The organism is Formosa haliotis (genome assembly GCF_001685485.1).
GTDB lineage: Bacteria > Bacteroidota > Bacteroidia > Flavobacteriales > Flavobacteriaceae > Formosa > Formosa haliotis.
On sequence record NZ_BDEL01000001.1, the window covers coordinates 1,325,887 to 1,346,845 of the forward strand.

The following is a 20,959-nucleotide window of genomic DNA, read 5'->3' on the forward strand; positions in this document are numbered from 1 at the left end:
ATTAGAGTTTTTATAGATGATTTTGCATTTTACAGCGTATTAACCTATTAGAATAAGATACATTTTAACTCTATGCCAAATGTAGTTTCTGTTGGAGCCAAAGCAACAAACTCGTAATTACCTGTTCCTAAAATATTATTTACATAGGCACCTAAATTAATGGTTTTAGTAAGTTGATAATTGCCATTAACACTTAAATAGAAACCACCTAATTGACCATAATTAAATTGGGTACCCACACGTTGCCCCTCAATTACCGGAGAGCCATTGTATATGTTATTTATATTGGTTTTAGCAGCTATATTTCTCCCCGAGAAAAAATCGTATTTCTGAACCCAACGCGCAAAAACGGTTCCGTAGAATTTATTGATTTTAACATTGAAAGCTGTACTTATTTTATGTTTTGGCGAATTCATAGATAAATCGGCATCGGTTACCTTCCCGTCATTATTGGCATCGTTTTTCAAATTATCTTTGTCCAAGGTATAATCTAAGTAGGAATAGTTTAACGTCAGATTATATTGATCGGAGAAATAGTAATTCAAACCAACATCGAAACCGTATGTTTGTACTTCAGCAAAATTTATATTGGTAAATATTACGGCTCCAGGATCTAGATTTCCAGGTGCTAAACCTTGGGTAAAATCGGTTATAGGGCGGCCGCCGCGATGAGTCACTACAGCACCCCCAGAAGTCCCTTGTGGTGCAATGTTTATACGCGGACTTAAAAAATCGGTCGACCAATTGTAATAGGCATCAACATCGAGGAAAAATGTATTTTTAAGAAATATATTTTTATAGCCTATTTCTAATGTTTTAATCATTTCAGGTTTAATGGGGTCTATTTTTGAACCATCAGATAAGGTAAAACCTTCACTGTTTCCTAGGTTAATACCACCACCTAAATTCATATGCGTATTTGCTAAGGTTGGTGCGGTATAACCTTCACTATAAGTTAATCGCCAAGTGCCTCCGTTTTTTGTATAGGTTATGCCTGTTTTTGGTAAAAATTCAAATCCGAAGAGACTATTATGATCGCCTCTAGCAGTAAAAATAAATTCTATTCCTGTTTGGTTTACATCATAAATTAGTTGTCCGTAAACCCCATTTTGATAAATTGTTATTGGCCCGTCTTGATCCAACAAATAGGTGTGATTGCTAAAAGCATGTTCTTTTTGGTATTGATAACCTGCCACCATATTAAAATTCCCCCATGAATTGTTATACTGTATTTCGGCATTATGCCTATAGGTATCTTCTTCAATAATTGTAGCTCGAGGTGCATTTAGTGAATTAGTAAATGCATCATTTTCAGTTTGTCCGTTTTCTAATAAACTGTAATAATTAGAAGTTCTCACCGATGTGTTTATAGATTCATCTAAAATAATCCAAGTTTTATAAGCCTGAGCAAACCAGTGCTTCGATTTATAGGTGGCCTGCAAACTGGATTTGTTCCAACCGTTTAAATTGTTTCTTGCTGCGTTTACGCTATTGCTAAGATTAATGGCATAATTTAAACCAATTTCGCTAGTTGAAGTAGGTTTGTAAAACACAGCAGCCAAACCTTTTATAAACGAAACGTCCCTATCAAGGCCAACTTCAGCCTTGCCTTCAAATTCTCCTGGCATTTTTGTTGCAACATAAACAGAGTCTGTAAATTTGGTTTCTTTACCAGAAATATATTCTCCAGTTATTTTGTACGCCCATTTTTTATTTATTGCATAGGCATGCCTTAGTCGTACATTATATAATGAATTAGATCCAGCTCCTAAAACCAACAAGGTTCCTGGATATTTAAAAGGTGATTTAGAAATGGTATTAAATAATCCATTTAAGCTATTGGGGCCATAAAGTGCGGAAGAGGGACCAAGTACAATCTCTACACGCTCAACATCTTCTTTAACAAAAGCACTTAAAGGGCCAACGGGCGTACGCATTCTAGTATGCGCAATTCTATTATCATCTAGAATTAGCATTTTTTGATTAAAGGCACTGTTAAAACCTCTAATATTGATACTGCTCCAAAAATTACCAGCCCGTGTAAAGTCTATTCCTTTTTGCAATGCAAATAGTTCTTCTGGGCTGCCAACATTGTTAGACAATTGCACGGCTGTGATAAGATCTATAGAAGCGGGAGATTTTGTGATTTTTTCCAGTTGTCTGGTTCCAGAAATAACAACTTCGTCTATTATGTGAACCGTCATTTCCAATACAACGTCACCAAGATTTACAGGAGTATTTTGAGCTGTTACGTGAATTATTTTGGTGTTATACCCAAATAATGAGAAATTAATTTCATGGGATCCTTGAATGATTTCCATCTTAAAACACCCTTCACTATCACTTTTGGTGGTGTTTTGAGTATTATTAATAAAAACATGTACACCAGAAAGCCCTAAATTATTAGTATCAATAATTCTTCCTTGAAGTTCTGTTTGTGAATGACCAGTAGTGTGGACCAAAAATAAAACCATTAATATAACATAAACGCTTTTCATACATTTACTATCATATTACCGTAAGTACAGAAAACTTAATATATAACTGTAAAATAAACAGCAGATTTCTGAATATTTCACAGTTTTAATTTACCAATAAGACAAGCTTCTTATTTTCAATTAGAATAACCATTTTCGTAGGTAGAAGATGTTAGTCATTTTAATTGCCCCGCATAAACAGGAGAGAAAACAAACACCCTCCTTAACCACTGTAAATTAGCAAATTAAAATGATATTATTTTACAAAAACAGAAAAAAAACACAATCATATCAAAACCTGCATTTTTGGGGTCCTTTAATAATAACAAATTATAAAAAAGCAATAATAGTTAACTAGTCTATACCATCTTGATCTGGATTTAGTGTTTTGTAATGATTTAATCTTTACTTCCCCAAGAAACTATAAAATGCCAAGAAGTTTCAATTCACTTTTCACCTTTTACATATTTATATTGCGCATTCATTGCTAATGAAATTAGGACTACTTTTTTACCGTTTTCAAGGTTGGTGATTATTGGATTTTGTACAATGTTTCCAATTAACTGTACGTGATTTTTGATACAAAGAATGGAAATTAAAATTATTTAAACTGTTTCACCCCTGCTTTTAACCATGCGTGATATTCCTCTGCATCTGGAGTATACCCTACTGGTTCCATTAAGTTACTTTCGTCATGGTTCATAAGCACGTAAAAAGGTTGCGAGTTCGCTTTGTATTTTACAGCTTGTAACTCGCTCCATTTTTGGCCAATATACTTTAATTGCTTTCCTGGTTTTAATTGCGATTCTACAACCTCATCGGCTTCTAATTTTCGCTTATCGTCTACATACAACGAAATTAAAACCACATCATTTTTTAATATATTTAAGATTTCTGGTTCAGGCCATACATTTTGTTCCATTTTACGACAATTTACACAAGCCCAGCCTGTAAAATCTAACATTACAGGTTTACCTACTTGTTTAGCATAGGCTAAGCCTTTATCGTAATCGTTAAATGCCAATATATCGTGCGGAGCTAACAAATGCGCACCAGCTGGCAAGTCGCTATGTTCTGTAGTTGCCACGCCTCCGACTTTAGAATACCCAACACCATACGGTGATTCACTATACTCTAATGGTGGTGGGAATGCACTAATTAAATTTAAAGGTGCTCCCCAAAGTCCCGGGATCATATAAATGGTAAAACTTAAAACAATTAGCCCTAAACTTAATCGCCCTACAGAAATATGTGTAAGTGGAGAATCGTGAGGTAATTGTATCTTTCCGAATAAATAAAACGCTAAAGTTCCAAATACAGCTATCCAAATGGCAATAAACACTTCGCGTTCTAAAAAATGGGTTTGTAACACCAAATCGGCCTGACTTAAAAATTTAAAAGCTAAAGCTAATTCTAAAAATCCTAGTACAACTTTTACAGTATTTAGCCAGCCTCCAGATTTTGGCAACGAATTTAACCATCCAGGAAATGCTGCAAACAATGCAAAAGGCAAAGCAATAGCTAAAGAAAAGCCTAGCATACCTATTATTGGTGCTAAACCTCCTTTTGATGCTGCTTCTACTAATAAGGTTCCAACAATGGGCCCGGTACATGAAAATGAGACAATAGCCAAAGCTAAAGCCATAAAGAAAATACCAATTAATCCACCACGGTCTGCTTGAGAATCTACTTTATTAGCCCATGAGTTAGGTAGCATAATTTCGAAGGCTCCTAAAAAGGATACTGCAAACACTACCAACAGTATAAAGAAAATAATATTGAACCATACATTTGTTGCAAGTGCATTTAAAGCATCTGCTCCAAAAATTGCTGTTACGGCAGTACCTAAAAGCACATAAATAATAATAATGCACACCCCATAAATAATGGCATTTTTTATCCCTACGGCCTTATTTTTACTTTGTTTGGTAAAGAAACTTACCGTCATAGGAATCATTGGAAACACACACGGGGTTAGCAAAGCTGCAAATCCAGATAAGAAGGCAATAAAAAAGATACTGAACAACCCTTTTTTATCAGCTTTCTTTTCTTCGGCTTTTATGTTTTTTACTAAAGCTTTATCCGTTTCCATTTCTGTTGGAGGCGCATGTGCTTGAGCAGATGATGCATTACCTTGATCTTTTATATTGAACTCCAACTCCGCTTCAGTTGGCGGTAAACAGCGTGTGTCGTCACACACCATAAACTCAACAAATCCCGAAATGGTAGACGTGCCTGAGGTAACTTTTACGTTTTGTTTAAAAATGGCTTCACTTTCAAAAAATTTAATTTTCATACCAAACACAGGATCGTCTACAGTAAGACTTTCTCCTTCTGTAGTATTTCCTTCTATAGTAAAGTTTCCTGCACTATCGTCGTAAATAAATGTGGTGGGTATTGGGCCGTCTTCCGGAACTTCTTGCGAGTACAAGTGCCAACCAATTTCTATTGTGGCTTTAGTGATTAAGTTATATTCGGTATCTGATATTTTCTCGACACTTGTGCTCCAGCTCACCGGGTCTAGAATTTGACTATTTACAACACCAAAGGTAAAAAAAGCAAGAGCTATTAATATATTTTTCATTGAAATAGAGCGCTTTATTCAATAATAAATTCTAGATCTACTTCAGTCGGAGGTAGGCAACGGCTATCATCGCATACCATAAATTCTACCGTGCCATTAACTTTAAATGGTGTGTTCGACTTTAATTTAATACGTTGTTTAAACACAGCTTTCGTATCAAAATATTTAATTTCCATTTCAAAAATAGGATCATCTATAGTATGTCCTTTTTCTTCAATGGTATTTCCTTTTTTTAAATATTTTCCATTACTTACAAATGAGAAACGCGTAGGAATTGGTCCGTCGGCAGGTACGCTTTGTGAATACAAATGCCATCCTTCTTCAATACTTGCTGTTGCAAGTAATTCGTATTCTGAATCGGAAATTTTATTTACAGATGTGCTCCATTTTACAGGTTCTAATATTTGTGAATACCCTACTGAGGCTATTAATAGAGTGATAAGTACAATTAATTTTTTCATGTGTTCTGGTTTAAAGTTAAATTATAAAATAGGTTTAAACACCACTTGGTAGGATTGACCGCCATTTAAAATGTGTTTCGCCATATTTTGGATGTCTGTTTTAGACATTTTCTTTACTATAGTAGTAAAATACTTAGGATCGTTTAAATTTTCATCAAATCTGTAATACCTAGTTAAAAGTTGCATATCGAAACCATTTTTATTTTTTGCCTGCTCGTGCTCCTTTAAAAAGTTGATTCGTATTTTTTCTAGGTCGTCTTTATTAATGATCCCCTGTGCAATTTTCTCCAATTCACCATTTACGATAGCAACCAAGTGATCTGCCATATCTGGATTACAGTCAAAGCTAAACGAAACGATTGCTTGCGATTGAGGTTGTCTTTCAAAACTTGCTCTAGCCGAAGGACTATACGCTCCGCCTTCTGCTTCTCTCACAGTTTCAGTAACTCGTAACTGTAAAATATCACCTAAGACATTAGTATAAATAACGTTGTTTCTAGAATATGGCAACTCTTTTTTATACACAATATTAACATTAGCTTTAGGCGCTTCCATGTCTATAAATATTTGCTTTTTTATTTGATTAGATACCCAGTCTACCCCAGTATCTTTATATTCTTCTTGGGTGTTTTTTGAAGGAATACTAGCAATATAAGTCTCTAAAAGTGGTTTTAATTGTGCTTCCTGAACATCGCCTACGATAAAAAATTCAAAATCTGAAACATCGGAAAATCGTTCTTTATAAATGCGTTTTATTTTTTCAAAATCAATCTCATTAGCATAATCTTGATTAAAAATGCGCTTAATAGGATGCTGCTCACCAAATACGGTAACCAAAAGGCTATCTTTCATTTGATTACTTACATTTTTACTTTTACGTATTAAATAACTGTCTATATTACTTTTTAAAACATTAAAAGCATCTGCATCAAAACGTGGTTTTACGAAGTGTAAATTGACTAACTGTAACATGGTTTCTACATCTGTAGTGGTAGACTCTCCCGACAAAGATTCACTTATCTCACCTAGCCCAATCGAAACTTTTGCAGACTTCCCCGTTAATACTTTTTTTAAATCTACTGCAGAAAAATCTCCTAAACCAGACATTTGCACTAGACTTCCAACCATAGAAGCTGAAGGCAAATCGCTATCTGGTAAAAGCGATGTACCACCATAACTTAAAGCCTGCATAGACACCTTATCTTTCTGTTTATCGACAAATTTATAATGCACTTTTACACCATTACTTAATAAAAAAGTAGTGGCAGAAATAGCTTGGTCTTGTTTTACAGTTGTAATTGTACCTGGATTAATTTGTACTCCAGACAATAAGGAGGCATCTCCCAAATTCTCGACATAAGGTGTAATTGTTTGGTTGCTCTCTACATCCTTAATAATGGCTTGTGCTTGTTCTTTATTTAAATTATCCTGCCCCTGCACACCGGTTACATTTATAAACCTGTTCTCTTCGATATACATTTGTTTTAATCCATCATGTAAATCTTTTATAGTAAGGTGACTTAAAATTTGCTGTGCAATATCGTACTCTTGCTCTAAATCGCGCATACTAGCCTTAGACAAGTAGTTATTTTGCATTACATTTTCAATCTGCTTATGGCTAACCTCATCCTTTTTAGCAAGCCTATTTTTATACGATGTATGATATCGTACAATTGCTCTATCTAATTCAGATTGCGTAAATCCAAATGTTACACCACGTTGTACTTCGGTTAAAACCTCATTAAATGCTTCTTTTTGCAAGTTTGGTTTTGGACTTAATGCAACATAAAAGTAATTGGTAGTTCGTGTTAAACTAGCAAAACCTACCCGTGCAGATAAAAATGATGCATCTGGGTGCTGTGCTTGTTCTATAATTCTAGAAGATAACATACTGGTTACCATAGACCGAATTAAACTTGTTCTAAAATGAGAAACTGTTTCTGGTTCTTGAGTTTTTTCTTGTCGAATTCCTAAACGAATAGATGCTGAGGATACTTCTGGATCTGTAGCTAAACTAAAACCTAAGGCTTTAGTTTCAGGAATAGTTATAATATAGCGTTCCTTTGGATTTTCGACTGCTGGAATATTTGAAAATTTTTCTATGATTTTTTGTTCCATTTCAACAATATCAAAATCCCCTATTACTGCTATAGCTTGTAAATCTGTACGGTACCAATCGTGATAAAAGTCGCGTAATGCTTTATAATCGAACTCTTCTACGACCGACATTAATCCAATAGGCATACGTGCTGCATACTTAGAATTATTATAGGTTGTTTGCAATGTTTTGTCTAAAATACGCTTAGCTCCATTTTGCCCCGTACGCCATTCTTCTTTAATAACCCCGCGTTCTGCATCTATCTCCGCATCGGTTAATAATAAGTAATTAGACCAATCGTGCAATACTGTTAAGCAAGTATCTACTAACCCCTCTTTTGTTGGAATATTGTTTAGGTTATACACTGTTTCATCGAAACTTGTATATGCATTTATATCTTTACCAAATACAGCTCCATGTTTTTGTAACGTGTTTAATATCCCTTTTCCTGGGAAGCTTTCTGTCCCATTAAACGCCATATGTTCTAAGAAATGTGCTAAACCACTCTGGTCTTCGTTCTCTAGAATAGAACCCACATTTTGGATAATATAATAACTAGCCACATCTTTAACCACATTGGTACTTTTAATATAATATGTAAGTCCATTGGGTAGAACGCCTTTTGTTATTGTCTTATCGGTGGGCATGAGATCTTCATCTTGCCATATCCGTTCTTGTCCATAACTAGACAATACAATAAATAAGGTGCTAAATACGATTAAAATGTGTTTCATGATTTTATATTGAGATGTATTAGTTATATGTTAGAGTAATAGTTGACACCTATAAGATTCTTTTAAAAATTAAAGAGGACCGTTAAGTAGCAGTCCTCTTTTTCCTTTTCTGTTTTGAGAGACTAATTCAAAATCTATACATAATTTTAGTGTGTACACACTAAAATAATTTTGTTCTCTTAGTATTCAGTTTTCCAGTTAAACCAACTTATATAAGAACATCAATCTTACCGTACATTAAATAAGACGCTATAAAACAACAATAGAGTGACAGCTTCTTAAAAAAACTAACACTCTATTATTATTTTAACAAATTAGTTGTGATTATTCGGATGCCGATTCTGGCAAGAAAATAAAATCTAAAACTTTGGCATTACTTAAAAAATAATTCGCCGCATTTTGAATATCCTCTGTAGTGACTTGGTCCAGAATATCATCAAAATACATCGGAGCCATCATATTTTCTCCATACGTATAATACGTTTCTAAAGCTGTCATCCAAAAATCATTAGTTTGTAGGTTACCTGGTCTAGCTTTCTTCACATTTAATACAACTTTGTCTAAATCTGATTGCTTTACTTCTTTTTGTATGTGTTCTAACTCTTGATACACTAACGTCCTTAAATGCTCGGCATTATTGGGATCGCAACTAAACGATATATCCATACTTAATTTAGGAATTGGCATGCGACTAGTGTTAGTATTTACGCCTATAGCATAAACGCCTCCTTCTTTTTCGCGTATATTTTCCAGAAACCTGATGTTTAGGATATCATCTAAAAGGCTATGATAAACCATTCGTGCTCTATTATAAGTGATAGGCTCATCTTCCATTTTAATAACCACAGTAGCCATAGGGGCTTCATTTGGAACTGAGAAACGGTATGTATGTTTACCTTTCGGGAAATAATTTTCTAAAAGCTGATAATCTTCTTTTTCACCCTCTCCTTGTATAGCCCCAATATATTTTTTAACCATTGTCCTAACGGTATCTAAAGGCGCGTCACCAATCATATAAAACGTAAAGTCACTAGCATTGTTAAAACGTTCTTTATAAATTTCTTTCGCTCTATTAAAATCCATCTGATCTAAATAAGCTTTATTGAACTCAAAATAACGCGGGTCTCCATTGGCAACTACTTTACGATACTTATTGCCTATTAAGACATTCGGATTTTTTGAAGGATTTTCTATCCCTTTATAGTTATTTGCCATAATTGTATTAAAAATATCCTCATCAAATCTTGGAGCCTCAAAACGCATATATACTAATTGAAACATGCTTTCGATATCTTTATTTGCAGCACTAGCCAACACGTATTCTTGATAAGCACTTAACTTTACCTTTGAAGTCGCAGAATTATCGGTCATAATATTACTATAACTCTGTGGGTCTAAATCGCCAATTCCGTATTTATTTGCAAGGCTAACAGTGTTAAAAGAGGGTATATCGTCTACGGCATAGAGTGAAGAACCACCGGCACTAATGGCTTTTAGTTCAATATGATTTTTTTTATACGTACTGTATTTATAAACGACTTTAGCTCCATTAGACAGTTTCCATTCTATGGCTTTAAAATCACGCATTATGTTTTCACTAACAATCGCTCCACCTTCTGGCTCATTTTCTAACAAAGCCAGATCTAATTTTTTAAAATCCACATAAGGCTCTAAGGTTGTGTGTTCAACCTCATACATTATCTTTTGTATATCTTGGAGATTTGGTAATTCTAAATCAGTTTTATCGGGGGCAGTAATAGTAAACACCCGGTTTTTTTTAGTTAAATACTGGTTAATTACCTCAGACACTTCTTGCCTTGTAATTGTAGGAATAACAGTTTTTGTAAAATTATAATCAAAGTCTTTTGAAGAGACCGCTACACCATCTAAATAGGCTGCTTTAATTCTCGCTCCATAAGCATCTGATTTACTTACCCGCGAATTTTTATGCGAAGCCTCATTTTTGTTTATTAATTTTGTTTTTAACTGCTCTATTTCCTGTTCTGTAAAACCATATTGTACCACACGTTGAATTTCTGTATAAACAGCTTTTAAAGCAGCTTCAACTTGCCCATCTTTGGCCACAAGACTCAAATTAAAGGCTTTATAATTTTTTTCAAAATCGGTATAAACAGCACGCGCATACGAATATGGTAAATTGGGGTTCCTTAAAGCTTCTGTATACCTGTTGGCCATTAATTTCATAAAAAATGTATGTACAAACAGCGCTCTTAATTGTGCTTGCGAGTTGTCTTTTTTATAAAATTGTCTAATTTCTAAATTTAATTTAGTTTCCCTAACTTCTTTATCTTTTGCAATTTTAAACAAAGGATCTTTATTCTCGGGAATAGTTACATACGTTCGTAGCTTAGGAGTTTTAATGGCTGGAATTTGAGCGAACCTATTTTTAATTTTAGCTTCTACCTCATCAACATTAAAGTCACCAATCACACTTATGGCTTGCAAATCTGTACGGCACCAATCGTTGTAAAAATTTCTTAGGGATGAGTATTTAAAATTTTTAACGATATCCATACTTCCTAAAGGATCGCGTTTGGAGTAAATACTATAATTATAACGTACATCTTTTAACTGCTTGTCAAACCTATAATTGGCCGTATATAATTGCCTCCATTCTTCTTGAATAACTTTACGTTCGGCATCAATTTCACTTGCATCTAAAGTGAGATTATTACACCAATCACTAAGAATTAATAAACATGAATCGAGAACTTTTTCGTTGGTAATAGGAACACGACTTAAATTATATACGGTTTCATTTGTAGACGTATAGGCATTAATCTCACTACCAAATTTCACACCTTTATTTTCAAGCCAATCAATCATACTATTTCCTGGAAAATGCGATGTTCCATTAAAAGCCATATGCTCTAGAAAATGGGCTAAACCATGCTGCTTATCATTTTCTAAAACTGAGCCCACGTTTTGATATAGATAAAAACTAGCCTTTCCTTTAGGAGTTGTATTTTGTTTAATATAATAGGTTAAACCATTGGGCAGGGTTCCTATTCTAAACGAAGGATCGAATGGTACTTTCTGAGATAAATCGACCCCGTTTTGAGCTGCACCAATTATCGAAAAAAGCATTATAAAATGTAGACATAAAAATTTAGGCATAGAATTATATATAAGAGGTCATACTTATTAGAACAAGAAGGTATAGACGTTTATTTATAAACGTCTATATGCTTTAAATTGAAAAAATATCTGAAAGGTTAATTCCCTTTATGTAATAGGTTTAAAAGACTAGAGGCAGGAATCGTAGCTTTAAGAACCATTTGGGTTCTCGCAGGGTTATCAGAATGATTCAAGGTTTTGGTATAGCATACTGTTGCTATAACATTTCCAAATTGATCGATTATAGCGGCGCCACTAGACCCCGCAGCATAATCTGCCGAGATAGCCATAATATTTCTGTATCCACCTATTTTAAGTTCACTAAATTTATCGGTTACCATACCAGAGGCAAAAGCATAATAATAACCTTTTGGATTACTAACTATATATACGGGATCGCCGATTTCGGCATCTTTAGTTGCAACCGTTAAGGCCGGAAGCTCCTTGCCTTTTGGGTCTATTTTTAAAATCGCTAAATCGTTGGTTTTATCGGCCGCCAATACTGCTTTTACAGGGAAAACAGTGCCATCTTTCATCATAACAACCAACACATCGCGTGCTTTGGTATTTTTACTATAAACAAAACCGCTAACTACATGATAGTTTGTTACAATTATACCTTCCGAATCTATAATATAACCAGATGCAGGATAGGTATTTATATCCTTATGCGCTTTTCCATTTTTACCTACTCTCTTAGTTATACCTACTGGAGACACAATTACTGCTGCTTCTGATACGCGTTTATAGATTTCACTTGGGCTTAAATTTTTCTTTTGCATTGATTTAAGGTTAATATCTATTGGATTATAACCTTTTGCTTTTAACATCGTAGACAACGAATCTCCAGACACCACATCACCTGCGTTTATCAACTTTTCGGCCTCTAACTTCAAACCTACTTTATAAGTTGATATACTATTTTTATATAATTCTTGAGCTTGAATAGAGCCGACTAAAAAGGTTAAGATTAGAAAAATTGTTTTTGAAAAATGTTTCATAATAATGAATTAATCGTGTATTTGATTGATTTAGTTTGCTACTGGAAATTATAATAAAATTGGCTCCCCAGCTTTCATGATGTCTAACTCACCTTCTATAGCCGATAATCTTTTAAGGTTTTCTTTCTGCCCTAATTTAAAGGCTTCCTCTTTTAATGTAACAGCTTCATTTTTATCACCAACAACATACATTACATTGGCATATTGACTGGTGTTTTCGGCTGAATTAGGACGGATATAATAGGCCAATGCCATCCAAGATAACACCTCTTGTTTTTCTGCTTCTGTGCTAACAAAGGGTAAGTAGTCTTTTACCATATAATAAATTTCGTTGCTATTACGCACCGAATACGGTCTTAATTTCATGGCATCCGGATCTTTAGCCGCAACTTTTTCTTGCCATTCTAGGTAATAACTTCTTAAATGCTCTTTATCGATATCGCTTATATAAGCCAAAATATCTTCTCGCGCAATAGCCTTATACTTTTCGGCATTTTCTGTTTTCTGATAATAATACTTATACGTGCGTTTTCGTTGCGCATCGTTTACATTAAACCCAAGGTCCGTCGCTTTATCAAATGTTAATTCTAACAAGGTCGTATCTTTTAAAATGATAGCATACTCTGTGGTGGTTTGTACCATTTGGCGTGGCACCTTTTGATAAATTTCTCTAATATCTTTACGTACGTATGTCTTCCAAGCATCCGTTTTTATATTCGCATTGATAATACGCTCTGCTTCTCCGCCAAAAACTATTTGTTTGTTATGATTTGCCAACAATAGAACCATCTCTCGACTAGACTCTGGAATGCTTTTTTGAATGCTTAAATACTGCTCTAAAAGTGCGCTATAATTTTTTTGCGACTTAACCTCTAGTAGTTTTTCAAGGTAGTTAGCTAAAAGTGCTTCATTGGTATTATCTTTTTCATAAAGTTCGGCTAAACGCCCTAAACTATTAGGATCTTGGGCAGAAGCCATCGCTTTTTTACCTTCTTCTAAAAACTCGGCTGCAGGCATGGCGGCATCAAATCTATACACTACCTCGTCGTTGGCATCTATAAACACATACCCAGGAAGCCCTTTAATACCATATTTTTCCTTAAGCTGCGGCCCATTACCTTTTTCTATATCTAATTTATAGGACACAAAATGTTCGTTAAAATAAGCGCCTACCTCAGGTTCTAAAAACACGGTTTTAGCCATTTTTTTACAGGGACCACACCAGACAGCATACCCATCTATAAACAATATTTTATTTTCTTTTTTTGCTTTATTAAAAGCCTGCTGAAACGTTCCTTTTTCAAAATGGATGCCTTGTGAAACTCCTAAAAAAGACATTAAAAGACAAGTGAGTAATAAAAGTTTTTTATAAATCATAGCTAATTTTAACGGTTAATTAATTACACCTTTTTTTAGTTGCTCAAGTTCGTACTCCTTATTCACCAATTTTTTATCTGATTTTGGCCAGTTTTTAAGAGCCCGTTCTTTAAGCTGAAGCGCTTCTTTGGTCTGTCCTTTTTTCAAATACATATCAGCCTTAAGGTCGTCCATATAGCAATTTTCGGCTTTTAATTCGTAACCAAACTGTATCCATGAGTTTAAGGTTTCGTACTCTTTTTTAGAAGAAATTCGTTTTAAATACCCCCGTCCTTTGGAAGCCAAATCTTCGCTAATACTCATGGCTTTTAAACCTGCTTTGGAAGCCTCTAACATGTATTTTCTGCTAAGTGTTGGATCTTTATCGTAAGCCCTTTGATACCTATCGTAAGCCTTTTGATCTGCTTGCTGAATCGCTTGCACACTTTCTTTCTTTAAAAATTCTTCTATATAGGTTTCTGTAAGTTTCTTATACTTTTCATCGTCCTTTAACAGCGCATAATAACTTAACTCTCCTTCCAAAATGCGTTCTGGTTTCGCATATTCTAATTCCTTATAGGCTGCGACATATAATTTCAGTAACTCGGCATCTTTGTTACGTAATGCCACTTTTCGGGTATTATTAACTATTTGTGTTTTAACACGCGGTAACATGCGCTGTTCGTAAGGCGTTGCAGAAGCCATGTAAGTGTCGTAATTCCTATTATAAATAGCATCTGCAGTTCCTCCAATAAAAAAATCTCGTGAATTTCTGAGTATATAAGCTTTCATTTCTGGACTCGTTTCTTCCATTTCTGTTTGCACTTTTAACCAAGCATCGACAGCTTCAGTAACATCTTGTCCATATTCCTTCATTTTCTGGATGTACATTTTAAGAAACTGCTCATCATTTTGATGATTGGGATAGGCTTCCTTAAGATTTTCTAAGCTATATTCACTTGTTAAAGACGCCACAGCCTTATTAGCTGAAGCGATAAACAAATCTTCCGGTCTATATGCACTATCTTTTAATAACACATTACCATCGGTATCCAAAAATAAAAATGTTGGATAATTTGTAACATTATACTTTTTAGCGACTGCCTTTCCTTCTTTTTCAGCATCTAACTTTAAATTAATAAAGTTTTTATTATACACGTCGCCTACCGAAGCTAATGGAAAAACGTCCCGTGCCATTTTTTTACAAGGCCCACACCAAACTGTGTGAAAATCTATAAAAACCAACTTATTCTCCTGTTTAGCTTTCTGTAACGCCTCTTCAAATGTTATGTGATCAAACTGTATCCCTTGGGCATAACCACAAACCGATTGCAACAAAATTGCTAATACTACTATTCTATAAAATTTCATAATATATCATGGGTTTAAAGCGCTTGGCCGTTTCTCATTTGTTCTAATTCGTAGGTTTTGGCTGCCAGCTTTTTGTCGGATTGAGGCCAAGCATTTACGGCTTTCTCTTTATAACTTACAGCTTTTTTTAGTTTTCCTTTTTTATAATACAAGGAAGCCATAAGATCGTCCATATAATAGGCAGACCCTTCTAACTCGTAGCCATAATTAATCCAACTTTCCAGCGTTTTATATTCCGAATTGGAATCGACATACTTGAGATACGCTTCTCCTTTCTGATTCAGATCTATAACAATTCCACTTGCTTTAGCACGTTTTTTGGACACTGGTTCAATCTCTTTAATCGTACTTATGGCATTAGCTGCCATTAAACTATCTACATAGGTTTCTACAGTTTGCTTATAGCTTTTACCATCGTTTAACATGGCATAATAAACCATTTTATACTCTAAAAGATTTCCTTTTTTTTGGTATTGTTCTGGCAAGGTTTTAAAAGCTTCCATAAAATCGAACCAGAGTTCTGGATTTTTAGTTTGGTAGGCGTAGTTCTTTGTGTTTTGAGCCATACGAACCACTTTTAATACCTCCAACTCCTTTTCTTCCTTGCGGGTTGCGATATCCATATACTCATCGAAATTGGCAGTTAGGATTTCAGCACCTTTAGAATCTAATAAAATATAGTCCTTATGCTTTAATAAGAACTCCATCATATCGACATCGTCTTCCTTAATGTCATGTTGTACACGTAACCAAGCATCGATACCTAAGGCTGGATTCTGATTATACTCCAACATTTTGGCAATATAAATTTTCAAGAACGCGGCATCATTTTTTTTATTTGGGAAATCGGCCTGTAAATTTTCTAGACTGTATTGACTCTTTGCTGCAGTAACCGCATCTTTTCCTAATTTTAAAAAATCTTCAGACAAACGCGTTCCAGATTCTTTAAAAACCAAACTGCCGTTACTGTTTATATACAAATACGTAGGATAACTATTTACCCGAAAACGTTTAGCATCTTGTAACCCTTCCTTTTCAGCATCCAATTTAATATTGATAAATTCTTCATTATACACAGCTCCCACTTCTGGCAAGGTAAACACCGTTTTAGACATGGTTTTGCAAGGCGCACACCAAGTTGTATAAACATCGATAAATACTAATTTATTTGTTTCTTTTGCTTTTACCAGTGCTTCCTCTAAGCTAAGATCTTGAAAATCTATACCCTGTGCGATTGTATGTTGCAAGCCTGACACCAGGAACATGACACATACTATTAGGCCTTTCTTCATTATTATATTTTGTTAAGCTATAATATTTAACTACAATTTTCTTAAAATTGCTGCTCTCTAATAAAAGGACGCCATAATTTTAAATGAGAGTGACAAGTCTTTATAAAAAAACCGCTATTTTGAAAACAACGGTCTTTAATCTCTAAATAATTAACACATTTACTAATTAATTTTCAGGTCCTTCGATAAGCATAAAATACTGATTTAAATTGAGAATACGCCTCATCGTTTTTTCGATATCCTTTTTTGAAATGCTTTTAATTTCCTCCTTAAAGCCTTCCATGGTATACAATGTTCCATAGTCTAAACCCCATTTTAAGTACGCCGAACTAATTCTATCCTTGTCGTAAAAAGACGTTACATAAACTTTTTCTAACAAAGCTTTTATGGTTTCTGCTTCATGGTTAGTTAGATTGCCCTGACTCATAGGCATTAAAACTTCGTCTATCATAGCTTTACGCGCTTTTGCGACATTCGCGACATCTTCAATGACATATCTTATGCTTACAGAGGCTAAATTTTGATTTTTATTTGCATAGCCATTTGCTCCCAAAGCATAGATTAATCCGTATTTTTTTCGCAATATATTATACATGTTGATGTAGCCAAACTCCGCTATACCTTCTGCAATTAATTTATCCTTAAACGTAAGAGGTTGTTTGCTTTTGTAAGAAAGCATAAAGTTAGTTTTGGTAGACTCTTTTTTCCAAGGGAACAATTTTTCGGTAGGTGCATTGGCGTATACCTGTGTATCCGATTCTAAATTTACAGGCACTTCAGCCCCTGGTTCTATAGTCGCAATATAAGTTGAAATTAATTGGTCTATATTTTCAGGTAAATTACCGCCCACATAAACATAAGATGTCTTAAGCGCATGTTTCAGCCTGTTATTATATTCCCACAAACGATTTACCGTTTCGTTATCGAGGTTGGATGTTTCGACCGCAGGCACAGACAGCCCTAAACCTTTAACTTGATCTAAATACGTCAAGTAATCCATCTCTTTTTTCGAATCTTTTTTCATTGCCCGTTCTAATGCAGCATTCAGCTTTTTGGATTCCGGAATTTGACTTTCGGAAACCATAAGATTAAAAACTTTTAGCAGTTTATCGATATGTTGTTCCGGACCTCTCAGGCTGAATTCGTAACTATAATTACCAAGATCTACAGTTTTAAAAATCCCATACTACGTTTTAATGCTAAAGCTTCTTTTTCTGAATATTGGCCGTAAGCTTGGTCGAATACATTTACAGTCGCTTTATACAAACCTCTATCGGCTTTTGGAATGCTATTTAAACCATAATTACTTACAATTTTAATTTCTGTTTTGGCTTCTGGCGCTGTATTTACAACAACCCTAGTGCCATTGTCGTAATTAAGTACATGTAAATAATCACCTAATTGTACTTTGGATTTTATAAGCTTTGGTGTTTTCTGTCCGATTCTAATGTTTGGTACATTAGTATAGTTTTTTGTTGGAAACTGATTTCTTGGTGCCACAAATTGATAAGGTGCTACGGTTATTTTATTAATATGCTGTATGGCTTCAAGAATATAGGCTTCATTAAAATCGGTAGAACAGGCTGTCGCCTTATTATCGAATAAAATAGTCTTCTGTAAGCTTGTAAAACTATTTAATAAATCGGTAAAATCTTTTGGTGAAATTTCGCTGGAAACTTGTTCTGTGTACTTCACCCGCTCTGGATTAGAGATGGGTACGTCTCCCTTTAAAAAATGAGATTTAGCTTTAGCATGCCCATTACCCGAATGATTAGCTGCGTTTTTATAGCGTTTTAATAAAGCGTTCGCGAAAAAATCGATCTCGTCTTGCGAAAAACCATATTGTCTGGCTTGTGCAACAACAGTCGTAAAACTATTTAGCACTGTTTTATACGAGGCATCTTTTTTAGTTTCTAGCCTAAAGTTATACCATAAATTTCCTGGTAGCGGTACAGCCGGATTGATGTCTACTTTTTCCAAACCTGAATTTGGCAACTGACTTATCCGGTTATCCAACATTCTGCAAAAAACTGTATTAATAAAATCCTTTTTATAAGACTCGTAATTGTTTATAGGAAAATCTCTAGTTTTAAACCCTAATACCAAGATTGTCTTATTCTCATTTACATAATTAGCATTAACAATGGTGTTTTTACTTAAATCCAGGTATTTTTCGTCTGGTTTATTTTTTTGCTCAGGTGTTTTACCAAATAAGGATTCTATCTGTTTTGAAACCTGTTTTTCATTTACTTTTCCATAAACGATTAGCGCTAATTGATCTGGTGTATAATATTTATCGTAAAAATCCTTTACTTTTTTAGCAGTCACCTGTCTAATTTGTTCTTCAGAGCCTAGTCCATTATGTCCTTCTAAATACGTCCCTATAACAAACGGTGTACCACCGGTTTTACGCATTTTAATTTCTTCGATAACAATATTTTTCTCTACCTCTAAATCTTCAGGATTCATTTCCAAATTACAACTCCAATCGTAAAGTATACGAAGTGTTTTATCTAAGGTTTCTTGATTGTTTTCCGGAATATTTACGTGGTATTCTGTAAAAGGATCGTTAACCACAGCATTATAATCTCTTCCCATTCTGAGCCCCATACTTTCTAAAGTTTCGGCTGTTTTATGCCCTGGAAAATTTTTACTGCCTTTAAAAACCATATGTTCTAAAAAGTGAGCAACACCACGCTCATCGAATTTTTCTACGGCACTACCGGTATCAGACAATAAATAAAGCCCAATTTTACCTGGCTCCCCTTTTGGAATGATATAATACGAAAACCCATTAGGCAATTTTTTATAGCTAATACCTTCTGGTATAAAAAATTTCTGCCCAAAAGTATGGGCAGAAATAAACAAAATAAATAATAAGCCAAGCGTATTTTTTGACATCAAAACACTTTTTTTCAAATTATTAGTTTTTAAAAATTAACACGTTTTTTTAATCGTTATAGAAGAAGGCATAGGTTCTTGTCTTTCCAACAGTTGTAAAACTACCTTCTGTATTCAAACTACTAATAAGCGAAATACGACCTTCTGAATCAGTCTCGTAACTGTAGCTCGGTTTAGCTAAATATGTAGCTGTATACGCAGGATCCGTACTCACCGTTTTAGTCATCATATATTTATTATACAATATATCTTGAAAAACGTCTAACAAGGCTGTATTTGAGGTATCTGTATAAGGTGGAAGCCCTTCTATGTACGTTGGAATAAGCACAGGATCGTAATCTTCTCTATGTTGTCTGCGGATAGTATTGCTTCCCATATAGCTGGAATATTGAAAATATTCGCCATAAATATTCTCTCCTAAATCAAAAGGATCACTATAATAAATATCGCTACAAGTAGAGGTTCTACGGAAAGATAATACTTTAGAGCTAGCGCCTTCGTAAACAAACTCTGACGCTTCCTTAGTAATTTCGGTTTCGGATGCTAAGTCACCTGCATCATCATACTCAAATCTCTGTCTATCTATATCTATTAATTGTTTGGTTCCTTCAATATAATTAAAGTTAAAAACAGTTTGGCTAGAAATAATACCATCAGAACCGAAAGCAGAATAGGTATATACTGCAACCATATCTAAGTCGTTATAATCGAAAGCTGCAATATAGGTAGTCCCAGTTGGGTACTCAAGCTTAAACTCTATCATTCTATCTTCCTCATCGTAAACAAAATCTATAGTATTCTGAATGTCTGAAGTATTTTTATAAAGGATTCTATAAGGTCTAGAAAGCGTGTCACTTTTTCTAACATTTACCGTAGTTGTAGATACTTGCCCAGCACTATCTTCAATAATAATATCTATCGGATACAACAGGTTAGGATCTAAATTCCCTAAAAACACAATCGCATTTATATCCATTTCGTGTAATTCTTCTCCCGAAATCACATCGTAACTGTATTGCACTTCGTCTTCGAAAACCACTCTAACAGACTCTATCGTATTTAAGCCTGTAGAGATTGTACCTTTAACAGAATAGGCAGGAGCAGCAACAGCAACTTCTGTCCCTCCTACTAAATCTATTTCTGGATACGAAAATCCTTTAACAGAAATTCTTATACCGCGATTAAAGCTTCTGTTATCCTGATCGGTTACTTTAATAATATAATTAAGTACAGAATCTGTATCTATTTCTGTTAGGTCTACTAAATAATCGAAATCGAAATTAGTCTGTCCGTCGTATTCATTTATAGTTTCTAATAATTCGTAATCCAAACCATCTAAAACTTCTATATGTTCTACCTTATTAGGCACTTTCATAGTCATATGCACATTGTAGAAATCGACCGTATCCCGTCTTACTTCTACACGTTGATCTGTAAGTTCGAAACCAGGATCTGGAAATTCAGGATCGTCTTGACACGCTTGAAATAGTAATACAGCCAATGTTCCAAACAAAAGCGTTGTTATTAAACTCTTTTTCATGATTTT

General features: G+C 34.4%; 13 protein-coding genes. All 13 read right to left on the minus strand.

Annotated features, from left to right (window positions below):
- Positions 1 to 47: 47 nt before the first annotated feature.
- The 13 genes from A9D35_RS05450 to A9D35_RS05505 all read right to left on the minus strand — a co-directional run bounded on the left by A9D35_RS05450 (position 48) and on the right by A9D35_RS05505 (position 20,953).
- Positions 48 to 2,498, minus strand: coding sequence for a TonB-dependent receptor (locus tag A9D35_RS05450; RefSeq protein WP_083191629.1), 2,451 nt, complete (start codon positions 2,496 to 2,498; stop codon positions 48 to 50).
- A 425-nt stretch (positions 2,499 to 2,923) separates the two neighbouring features.
- Entirely contained in the window at positions 2,924 to 3,082 is a 159-nt protein-coding gene (locus tag A9D35_RS18330; protein WP_369692201.1) for a single-stranded DNA-binding protein, read from the minus strand.
- A complete protein-coding gene (locus A9D35_RS05455) occupies positions 3,079 to 5,061 on the minus strand; it encodes a protein-disulfide reductase DsbD family protein (RefSeq protein WP_066220051.1) in 1,983 nt (660 codons plus the stop codon). The genes A9D35_RS18330 and A9D35_RS05455 overlap by 4 nt, the downstream gene beginning before the upstream one ends.
- 14 nt (positions 5,062 to 5,075) lie before the next feature.
- Positions 5,076 to 5,522, minus strand: a complete 447-nt coding sequence (locus A9D35_RS05460; protein ID WP_066220054.1) for a protein-disulfide reductase DsbD domain-containing protein — start codon at positions 5,520 to 5,522, stop codon at positions 5,076 to 5,078.
- 21 nt (positions 5,523 to 5,543) lie between these two features.
- A complete protein-coding gene (locus tag A9D35_RS05465) occupies positions 5,544 to 8,354 on the minus strand; it encodes a M16 family metallopeptidase (RefSeq protein WP_066220057.1) in 2,811 nt (936 codons plus the stop codon).
- Positions 8,355 to 8,678: 324 nt separating this feature from the next.
- On the minus strand, positions 8,679 to 11,462 hold the full coding sequence (locus tag A9D35_RS05470) for a M16 family metallopeptidase (protein ID WP_066220060.1): 2,784 nt from the start codon (positions 11,460 to 11,462) through the stop codon (positions 8,679 to 8,681).
- A gap of 128 nt (positions 11,463 to 11,590) precedes the next feature.
- Positions 11,591 to 12,493 (minus strand): S1 family peptidase, encoded by a 903-nt coding sequence (locus A9D35_RS05475; RefSeq protein WP_066220063.1) that lies wholly within the window; start codon positions 12,491 to 12,493, stop codon positions 11,591 to 11,593.
- Positions 12,494 to 12,541: 48 nt separating this feature from the next.
- The gene (locus tag A9D35_RS05480; protein WP_083191631.1) at positions 12,542 to 13,870 is read right to left on the minus strand and encodes a thioredoxin family protein; all 1,329 of its coding nucleotides are present in this window, start codon (positions 13,868 to 13,870) and stop codon (positions 12,542 to 12,544) included.
- 15 nt (positions 13,871 to 13,885) lie between these two features.
- Positions 13,886 to 15,220: a thioredoxin family protein gene (locus A9D35_RS05485; protein ID WP_066220071.1), complete on the minus strand. Its 1,335-nt coding sequence runs from the start codon at positions 15,218 to 15,220 to the stop codon at positions 13,886 to 13,888.
- Between the two features lie 14 nt (positions 15,221 to 15,234).
- Entirely contained in the window at positions 15,235 to 16,512 is a 1,278-nt protein-coding gene (locus A9D35_RS05490; RefSeq protein ID WP_083191632.1) for a thioredoxin family protein, read from the minus strand.
- A gap of 166 nt (positions 16,513 to 16,678) precedes the next feature.
- Positions 16,679 to 17,596: an insulinase family protein gene (locus A9D35_RS05495; protein ID WP_066220076.1), complete on the minus strand. Its 918-nt coding sequence runs from the start codon at positions 17,594 to 17,596 to the stop codon at positions 16,679 to 16,681.
- 80 nt (positions 17,597 to 17,676) lie between these two features.
- Positions 17,677 to 19,413 (minus strand): M16 family metallopeptidase, encoded by a 1,737-nt coding sequence (locus A9D35_RS05500; RefSeq protein ID WP_066220079.1) that lies wholly within the window; start codon positions 19,411 to 19,413, stop codon positions 17,677 to 17,679.
- Between the two features lie 49 nt (positions 19,414 to 19,462).
- Entirely contained in the window at positions 19,463 to 20,953 is a 1,491-nt protein-coding gene (locus tag A9D35_RS05505) for a hypothetical protein (protein WP_066220081.1), read from the minus strand.
- Positions 20,954 to 20,959 lie beyond the last annotated feature (6 nt).